The organism is Micromonospora sp. AMSO12t, assembly GCF_008806585.1.
GTDB classification, from domain to species: Bacteria; Actinomycetota; Actinomycetes; order Mycobacteriales; family Micromonosporaceae; genus Micromonospora; species Micromonospora reichwaldensis.
Genome location: NZ_WAAS01000269.1, coordinates 1 through 8,357, shown reverse-complemented (window position 1 = coordinate 8,357; position 8,357 = coordinate 1). Strand labels below are relative to the sequence as shown.

Genomic DNA, 8,357 nt, shown 5'->3' with positions numbered 1-8,357 from the left:
CGACGGCTCCGGTGCGTAGTGGTCGCTCCAGCCGCGCGGCGGGCCGGCGGCCGACGGGGGCTCGTCGGCGGCGGCACGGTCGGCCGTCGGCGCGTGGAAGCCGGGCGGCACCTCGAAGCCGCTGGCGGCGGTGCCCACCGGCGGGACCTGGACGGCGGGGGGCGCCGACGTCGGCAGCCCCGGCTCCGACCAGCGGTTCTGGCGGCCGGCCGACGGGTCCTCGGCGGAGCGCCGGGCCGGACGGGACTCGGGGTCGGTGAACCCGTGCTGCGTCCCTGGTGGCTGCTCGGCCGTCGGCGCCGGGCGCTGCGCGGGCACCACCAGCCGGTCGTTGCCCGGGTCGCGGCGCTGGTCGCCGGGGATGCCGGGCGGGGCGCTCACCGGGACCTGGCGGCTGACCGGCGCGTCGTCGGCGGCGTGGTCGACGCCGTTGGCGTGGTGGCCGTTGACCCGGGCCGGCGGCTCGGTCGCGGCCGGGCCGGGCAGCGGTGGCGGCAGGTCGCCGTGCCGCGGGGACGAGGCGGCCCAACCGGGGGACGGCTCGGGCGGACCCCATGGAGAGGCCGGCTCGCGGGGGCCGGAGATCTCCCCGCCCCGGGACCAACTGGCCGCCGGGGGCGCCCACCCGCTGCCGGAACGGGCCAGGTCGTCCTGCGGACCCGTGCCGTCGCCGTGCTCCCCCGGGTTGGCGGCACCGGGTTGCCCTGTTTCACTCACCGCGCGCTCCTTGGTCGCCCCCGCTGAGGCTACCGTGTGGTGACAGTGGCGATAAGTTACAGCGGCGGGCCAATTCCGCGACGGGTCCCCGGGCCCCGACCGGTTCGGGTGAATTGCCGGCTCGTACGAAGAGACTCGGAGGTTCCCATGACCGCTGTGGGGAACGGTGCCCAGACCGCCGGCCGGCCCACCCGCCTGCCCCGTTCCGCGCGCCGCAAGCAACTGCTCGCCGCGGCCCAGGAGGTGTTCGTCGCCCAGGGCTACCACGCGGCCGCGATGGACGACATCGCCGAGCGGGCGGGAGTCTCCAAGCCCGTGCTCTACCAGCACTTCCCCGGCAAGATGGACCTCTACCTCGCCCTGCTGGACACGCACTGCGACGCGATCCTCGCGAAGGTCGACGACGCCATGCGCGGCACCAACGACAACAAGGAGCGCGTCGGCGCGTCGGTGCGGGCGTACTTCGACTTCGTCGACCACGAGAGCGAGGCGTTCCGCCTCGTCTTCGAGTCGGACCTGCGCAACGACCCGGCGGTGCGCCAGCGCGTCGAGCGGGTGGAGCAGGGCTGCATCGCGGCGATCACCGACACCATCATCTCCGACACCGGGATCAGCCGGGCGCACGCCGAACTGCTCGCCTCCGGCCTGGTCGGCGCGGCCGAGACCGCCGCGCAGTTCTGGCTGGCCCGTGGCCGGCAACTGCCCAAGGCAGAGGCGGAGGCACTGGTCGCGGCGCTCTCCTGGCGGGGCATCGCCAGCTTCCCGCTGCAAGGTGAGTCAGCCTGAACATCCGGCCCCGAGATCGGATAGCCTTCCCAACGGCGGCTCTTTCGCCCGAATGAGGAGGCACAGTGGAGGTCAAGATCGGCGTGCAGTACGCGCCCCGCGAGCTGGTCCTGGAGAGCGCACAGTCGCCGGCCGAGATCGAGCAGATCGTGACCGAGGCCTTCGGCAAGGATGAGGGCACCCTCTCCCTGACCGACGAGAAGGGCCGGCGGGTGATCGTGCCGGTCAACAAGGTCGCCTACGTCGAGATCGCCGAGGCGTCGCCGCGCGCGGTCGGGTTCACCGTCCGCTGAGTGGTCCGGTCGGCCGCGACGGGTGACCCGACGATCGCCCGTCGCGGACGCCGGTCGCGGTCAGTTGTTCAGCCCGGCGGCGGCCATCCGCGTGGCGTGTGCCGCGGTCAGCCGCCCGAACAGCCCCGGCACGTCCACCCGCCCGCTCTGTGCGACGAGCGCGGTGAGCGCCCCCCGCTCGGCGGCGGCCACCCGGCCGGCCTGTGACAGCGCTTCGCCGACCAGTCGCCGCGCCCACATCGAGAGCCGGCCGGCCACCCTCGGATCGGCCTCGACGGCCGCCCGGATCTCGGCGACGGCGAAGTCGGCGTACGACGAGTCATGCAGCACGTCGAGGACGAGCTGACGGTCCGGCTCGGCCAGGGCCGCGGCGATCTCCCGGATGAAGTCGTCGGTGATGGCGTCGCCCACGTATGCCTTCGTCACCGCCTCCGCCCAGTCCTTCGGCTCGGTCGAGTCGTGGTACGCCTGGAGCGGCTCGACGTACGGCGCCATGGCGTCGTCGGGCAGCACGCCGAGCGCGGCGAGCCGGTCGGCCAGCCGCCGGTAGTTGCCGATCTCGGCGGCGGCCATCTCGCCCAGGGCCGCCCGCCGGCGCAGGTCGGGGGCGAGCCGGGCGTCGACGGCCATCCGTTCGAAGGCGAGCAGCTCACCGAAGGCCACCAGGCCGAGCAGGTCGACGACGGCGCGGTCGGGCAGATCGGTCGCGGGCACGAGCGCAGGCTACCGCCCGCCGGCAAACCGGCAAGAAGTGACACAGGTCACATGGGTGGCCCCCGGCGTGGCGCGCGCGGATGGAATCGGGACGCCCTCGGGTCGGTTCAGGTAGCATGGAGCAGTTGCCGCGGGCGCCGACCTGACCCAGGCTGATCTGAGCGATCAGCCGGCCCGGTCGAAGTGTGAGGCCTGCGGCGCGCGTGCGGCCCGGTCCGGCAGAGGCATTCAGCCGCCGACCGTGTGGCCCGCGCCACACCGAACGCGCCCTGACGGACATGCCGGGGCGCACCCACGAGAGGGCACCCCCAAATCCATATGAGCGAGCTGACTCAAGACCTGATGGACGGCCAGGAACTGGCCGCCACCGCTCCGGTGCGTCCGGAGGCTCCCACCTTCGCCGAGCTGGGCGCGCGTCAGGAGACCGTCGACGCGCTGGCCGCGGCCGGCATCACCCGCGCCTTCGCCATCCAGGAGTACGCGATCCCGATCGCGATGCGCGGCATCGACATGATCGGCCAGGCGCCCACCGGCACCGGCAAGACCCTCGGCTTCGGCGTACCGCTGCTGGAGCGGGTCTTCGCGCCGGGCGAGGGCAGCGACGGCGTGCCGCAGGCGCTGGTCGTCGTACCCACCCGTGAGCTGGGCATCCAGGTGGCCAAGGACCTCGCCGCCGCGGGCCGGACCCGGGGCGTGCGCGTGCTGCCGATCTACGGCGGTGTCGCGTACGAGCCGCAGATCGACGCGCTGCGCAAGGGCGTGGAGATCCTGGTCGGCACCCCCGGCCGCCTGATGGACCTGCAGAAGCAGAAGCACCTGCGGCTGGACCGGGTCCGCGCGCTGGTGCTGGACGAGGCCGACCGGATGCTCGACCTGGGCTTCCTCGACGATGTCGAGAAGATCCTGGCGATGCTGCCGGAGGACCGGCAGACCATGCTCTTCTCGGCGACGATGCCGGACCCGATCGTCACCCTCTCCCGGCGCTTCCTGCGCCAGCCGATGACGATCCACGCCGGGCACACCGCCGAGACCGGCCCGTCGCCGCAGACCGAGCAGCTGGCCTACCGCACCCACTCGATGAACAAGGTCGAGATCGTGGCCCGGATCCTCCAGGCCGAGGGGCGCGGGCTGACCATGATCTTCACCCGCACCAAGCGGGCCGCCGACCGGGTCGCCGAGGACCTCGACTTCCGTGGCTTCGCGGTCGCCGCCGTGCACGGTGACCTCGGGCAGGGCGCGCGCGAGCGGGCGCTGCGGGCGTTCCGCGCCGGCAAGATCGACACTCTGGTCGCCACCGACGTGGCCGCCCGGGGCATCGACGTCAGCGGCGTCACCCACGTCATCAACTACGACTGCCCCGAGGACCAGGACACCTACACCCACCGGATCGGTCGTACCGGCCGGGCCGGGGCGACGGGCGTCGCGGTGACCTTCGTCGACTGGGACGACATGCCCCGCTGGCGGATCATCGACAAGACGCTGGGCCTGGACATGCCGGAGCCCGCGGAGACGTACCACACGTCCCCGCACCTCTACACCGACCTGCACATCCCCACCGACGTCAGCGGCACCCTGCCGACCGCCGAGCGCACCCGCGCCGGGCTGTCGGCCGAGGTCGAGGAGGACCTCGGCGGCGGACGGCCCCGCCGGGGCGAGGGCGGCCGGGGCTCCCGGCGCGGCGAGCGTGGCGAACGCGGCGAGGGCCGTGGTCGCGGCGAGCGCCGCTCGGGCCGCGCCGGCGGTGCGACCGACGCGCCGCAGGCCGACGCGCCGGCTGACACCGCCGAGGAGGGCACCCGCGTCCCGCGTCGCCGTCGGCGTCGCCGCGCCGGCGAGACCGTCGCGGGCGAGCCGACCACGGTGATCACCGCCGAGGCCACCGAGGCCCCGGCCGCCGCCGAGGGCGAGGCCGCGAAGCCCCGCCGCCGCCGGCGCCGTCGTGGTGGTGGCTCCGCCGCCGGTACGCCGGCCGAGGCGACCGCCGACTGACCGACGTACGTCACCCGAGATCCCCCGGACCGGTGCACCCGGTGCCGGGGGATCTCCTCGTCCGGGCCGTGATCCGCGGGCTGGGCGGACGCGACACCACCGGCGAGAACCCCCGCCGGACACCGCCGCCGGGACGCGTGCCGGGCAGGCCGCCGGTCGACGAGGAAGATGGAGCAATGCCCGAACCACTGGACGCCGCCCTGACCGAGGTCCGGGCACTGCTGCTCGACCCGGCGCTCACCCGTGCGGTGGCCGCCGGGCGCCGGCGTGGACACCGCCCCTCGATGGTCCGCGCCGAACTGCGGCCGGTCGCGCTGAAGGCGGGCCCCCGGTTGCAGATCTCCACCTCCGACGGCTCCCGCCCGTACACCCGAAACGTGGCCGCCGGCCCGGAGGCGGACGCGGCGGTGGACGCGCTGCTGGCCGAGCCGTTCGGCAACTGGCACGTGGAGACGGCCGACGCGACGCTCCAGCTGCGGGTCACCAAGTCCGGCGAGGCGCAGGTGCACCGGGCCGCTGCGGCCCGGCCCGCCGCCGAGCCGGGTGGGCACGACCGGGCGAAGGAGTACCTCCTCGATCCCGGTGACCCGATCTTCGCCGAGATCGGCGGCTCGGCGGCGAAGCGGCGCCAGGTCGACGCGTTCCTGCGGGCGCTGGCGGCGACCCTCCCGGACGACCTGACCGGCCCGCTGCGGGTGGTCGACCTGGGCTGCGGCAACGCGTACCTGACCTTCGCCGCGTACCGGTGGCTGGCGCAGCGGGGGGTCGACGTCGAGCTGGTCGGCGTGGACGTCCGGGAGGACCAGCGGCGACGCAACACCGAGCTGGCCGAGCGGCTGGGCTGGGCAGACCGGGTCAGCTTCGTGGCCGGCACGATCGCCGACGCCGTCGTGGAGCCCGCCCCCGATCTGGTGCTGGCCCTGCACGCCTGTGACACCGCCACCGACGAGGCGCTGGCCCGGGCGGTGCGCTGGCAGGCCCGCTGGGTGCTCGCCGCGCCGTGCTGCCACCACGACGTCGCGGCCCAGCTCCGCGCGCGGCCGGCCCCGGCCCCGTACGAGCTGCTGACCCGGCAGGGCATCCTCCGGGAGCGCTTCGCGGACGTCCTCACCGACGCGCTGCGGGCCGGGCTGCTCCGGCTGCACGGCTACCGGGCCGAGGTGGTGGAGTTCGTCGACTCCCGGCACACTCCGCGCAACCTGCTCATCCGGGCACGACGCACCGGCACCGCGCCCACCGCCGCCCAGCGGACGGAGTACCGGGAACTCGTCGACCAGTGGGCGGTCACCCCACGGCTGGCGGCGCTGCTGCCGCCGGTGCCCGCGCCGGCCCCCGGCACCCCGGTGCCGGAAGGCGTCGCGGCTGCCCGCTGAGCGACCTCGGGCGTCGCGGCCACCCGGCCCCGGGAGGGCGCACCGGCCGACGGACGGGCGTCGAGCGTGGTCGAGCGGTCACGGAGACCGCCGGGCGCGTGTGATCCACGCCATTCCGCAGGGTGCGGAGTCCCGCTCACGAGACGGTCTGGTCGATCAGTCAACTGTTTCCCTGCCTTTCCGTACTACCCTCGGAGGCGCACCGCCGGGTGCCGGTCGGGAGGGAAGACCCGCAGGGATGGGTTCCGTAGAGGTTTCTCCGCAGATGGCCTTCGCACGTTTCGTACGGCGCGCCATCGACGACGCCCGCGAGGAACGCGGCTGGACCGTCACCGACCTGGCGTCCCACACCGGCGTCGGTCGGTCGACCGTGTTCCGTTGGCTCGCCGGAGACTGGCAGGACTACCCCGAGCTGGCCAAGGTACGCGGCTTCTGCGCCGCGCTGGACCTGCCGGTCGCGGCAGCGTTCCGCGCGCTCGGCCTGCCCGACGCCGGTCCCGCGCCCCGCCGGCGCGTCGACGACGGCCCGGTCGAGGCGGACGTCCGGGTGATCCTGCAACGGCTGGCCGACCCGACCGTGCCGGCCGAGGAGAAGCACCACATCCGCGACCTGCTGCGCTACCTGGCCCGCCGCCCCATCCGCCGCGCCGGCTGAGCGCCACCAGCGGAAAGTGCCCCACCCGGCTTCGGGCGGCATCCGCGGGGGTCAGGGCACCGTCAGCGTGAACTCGGCGGTCCGCACCACGCCGGCAACCTGGAAGTCCAGGTAGAGCCGGTACCGGCCCGGGTCGGGCGTGGTCACCCAGAACGTCACCGCCCCGTCGACCGGCTGCGGCTCGGGGTGGACGTGCAGGTAGCCGAGATCCCCCTCGCGCAAAGCGACCAGGTGTCCGTACGCGCCGAGGTAACGCTCCAGCGCCGGGGGTCCGCCGGCCGAGTCGACACGGAAGGTCAGCGGCACGGTCACGCCGGCCTGCGGGGTGCCCTGGTAGTCGACGGTGAAGCCGTCGACCGTGGCGGAGGACGCCGGCGCCGGCAGCGGCCTCGGCTGGTAGCCGCCCGGCGCGGTCAGGTCCACCCCGAGGGTCACGGCGGTCTGCCGGCCGTCGTCGGCGAGCGCGGTGAAGTCGGCGTACGCCCGCCAGACCCCCGGCTGCGGCAGGGTCAGCGGCACCGACCAGGTGCCGTCGGCCGCCATCGTCGGGTGCAGGTGCTGGTAGCCGGTCAGGTCGCGACGCACCACGATGAGGTGCATCGGCTTCTCGTGCACGACCGCGAACCGGGTCACCGGGCGGCGTTGCGCGTCCCGCACCAGGAAGCGCAGCTCGCCCGCGCGGCCGGCGGTGAACGTGGCGGCCAGAGGGGTGAGCGTGTAGCCCGCCGAGCTGACCGAGAGACCGGCGGCCTGCGCCGCCGCGGCCTGGTCGACGCCGTGCTCGTGGGCGCCCGTGCCCGGCGGGTGGCTGTGGCCGGTGAGGGCGCTGTCCGGTCCCGCCGCAGCGGACGGGCCGCCGCCGTTCAGCCGACCGAGGCCGAAGCCGAGCAGGACGGCGAGCACCAACCCGCCGACGACCAGCGCAAGCCGGACGGTGCCGCGGTCCGGCACGGCCGACACGTGCTCCGGCCCGGCGGACGCCTGCTCCGACGAGACCAGCGCACCGTCGGACGCGACCGGCGCCTGCTCCGGCGCGGCCGGCACGCCCTCGGGCGCGGCCGATGTGTGCTCCGGCGCGGTCGGCACGCCGTCGGGCGCGGCCGAGGCGTGCTCCGGCGCGGCCGACACCTGGTCAGGCACCGCCGCCGTCCCGGTCGCGAACGGGCTGCTCATCGGTCATGCCGCCCACGCTACCGCCCGTCGGCACCGGGCCGGCCCGCCGGTGGCGCGGCGTGGCGACGGTCGCAGTCCGCCCGCGTCGGGAACTTTCCCGACCGGTCCGGACACGACGCCACCGCAGCTCGGGCCCCTCCGCCCAGGCATCGGCGGCCCGGCCCGCCGGACCGGGCGGCACCGGTGGCTCAGCCGGCTACGGCCAGGGCGAGCGGGAGCACGTCGGGGGCGCCGGCCCGGCGCAGTTCCCGTGCGGCCATCGTCATCGTCCAGCCCGAGTCGACCAGGTCGTCGACGAGGAGCACGGGCCCGTCGAGCCCGGCGAGGGCGTCGGCCAGGTCGTCCGGCACGGCGAAGGCGCCGTGCAGGGCGCGTACCCGCTGGGCGCTGTTGCCGCGCGGGCCGCCGGCCGGCGCGCCGGTCGGCGTCACCGCACCGAGCAGCGGCAGCCGGCCCACGGCGGCGATCCGCTCGGCGAGCGAGCCGACCAGCCGGGGCCGGCGGCGCGAGCCGACCGCGACCACCCCGACCGGGCGGCGCGGCCACCTCTCGTCGCCGTGCGCCCACGCCTTCAACACCTCGACCACGGCGGCGGCCACGTCTTCGGGTACGGCCACGTCCGCCGCCTCCGGCCCGACCAGGTCGCGCAGCCGGCCG

Annotated in this window: 7 protein-coding genes and 2 pseudogenes; 5 read left to right on the top strand and 4 right to left on the bottom strand. The window is 75.4% G+C overall.

Going from position 1 to position 8,357, the window contains the following annotated elements; all coding sequences use genetic code 11:
• Positions 1-717 (bottom strand): annotated as a pseudogene (locus F6X68_RS34420) (hypothetical protein); the annotation flags it as partial.
• Positions 718-864: 147 nt separating this feature from the next.
• On the opposite strand from F6X68_RS34420, the gene F6X68_RS27280 reads away from it, so the two are divergent.
• Positions 865-1,503: a TetR/AcrR family transcriptional regulator gene (locus F6X68_RS27280; protein WP_132230849.1), complete on the top strand. Its 639-nt coding sequence runs from the start codon at positions 865-867 to the stop codon at positions 1,501-1,503.
• A gap of 65 nt (positions 1,504-1,568) precedes the next feature.
• A complete protein-coding gene (locus tag F6X68_RS27275) occupies positions 1,569-1,796 on the top strand; it encodes a DUF3107 domain-containing protein (protein ID WP_151456946.1) in 228 nt (75 codons plus the stop codon).
• Positions 1,797-1,856: 60 nt separating this feature from the next.
• Here the strand turns inward: F6X68_RS27275 and F6X68_RS27270 are convergent, their stop codons facing one another.
• Entirely contained in the window at positions 1,857-2,510 is a 654-nt protein-coding gene (locus tag F6X68_RS27270) for a ferritin-like fold-containing protein (RefSeq protein WP_151456945.1), read from the bottom strand.
• Between the two features lie 318 nt (positions 2,511-2,828).
• Between F6X68_RS27270 and F6X68_RS27265 the strand changes: the two genes are divergently transcribed.
• The 3 genes from F6X68_RS27265 (at position 2,829) to F6X68_RS27255 (ending at position 6,527) form a co-directional block, all read left to right on the top strand.
• Positions 2,829-4,499, top strand: coding sequence for a DEAD/DEAH box helicase (locus F6X68_RS27265; protein ID WP_151456944.1), 1,671 nt, complete (start codon positions 2,829-2,831; stop codon positions 4,497-4,499).
• 176 nt (positions 4,500-4,675) lie between these two features.
• Positions 4,676-5,872, top strand: coding sequence for an SAM-dependent methyltransferase (locus tag F6X68_RS27260; RefSeq protein WP_151456943.1), 1,197 nt, complete (start codon positions 4,676-4,678; stop codon positions 5,870-5,872).
• Between the two features lie 238 nt (positions 5,873-6,110).
• Positions 6,111-6,527 carry a helix-turn-helix domain-containing protein gene (locus F6X68_RS27255; RefSeq protein WP_091627481.1) on the top strand — a complete coding sequence of 139 codons (417 nt, stop codon included), beginning with the start codon at positions 6,111-6,113 and terminating at the stop codon, positions 6,525-6,527.
• A 51-nt stretch (positions 6,528-6,578) separates the two neighbouring features.
• Here F6X68_RS27255 and F6X68_RS27250 read toward each other — a convergent pair whose 3' ends face one another.
• Both F6X68_RS27250 and F6X68_RS27245 read right to left on the bottom strand, forming a co-directional pair.
• Positions 6,579-7,700, bottom strand: coding sequence for a hypothetical protein (locus F6X68_RS27250; RefSeq protein WP_225852453.1), 1,122 nt, complete (start codon positions 7,698-7,700; stop codon positions 6,579-6,581).
• 188 nt (positions 7,701-7,888) lie between these two features.
• Positions 7,889-8,357, bottom strand: a pseudogene (locus F6X68_RS27245) (recombinase RecQ); the annotation flags it as partial.

Bases quoted from the DNA above. Each gene is read 5' to 3' on its own strand.
- F6X68_RS27280 (WP_132230849.1), top strand. From the start codon at position 865: ATGACCGCTGTGGGGAACGGTGCCCAGACCGCCGGCCGGCCCACCCGC.
- F6X68_RS27260 (WP_151456943.1), top strand. From the start codon at position 4,676: ATGCCCGAACCACTGGACGCCGCCCTGACCGAGGTCCGGGCACTGCTG.
- F6X68_RS27250 (WP_225852453.1), bottom strand. From the start codon at position 7,700: ATGAGCAGCCCGTTCGCGACCGGGACGGCGGCGGTGCCTGACCAGGTG.
- F6X68_RS27255 (WP_091627481.1), top strand. From the start codon at position 6,111: ATGGGTTCCGTAGAGGTTTCTCCGCAGATGGCCTTCGCACGTTTCGTA.
- F6X68_RS27265 (WP_151456944.1), top strand. From the start codon at position 2,829: ATGAGCGAGCTGACTCAAGACCTGATGGACGGCCAGGAACTGGCCGCC.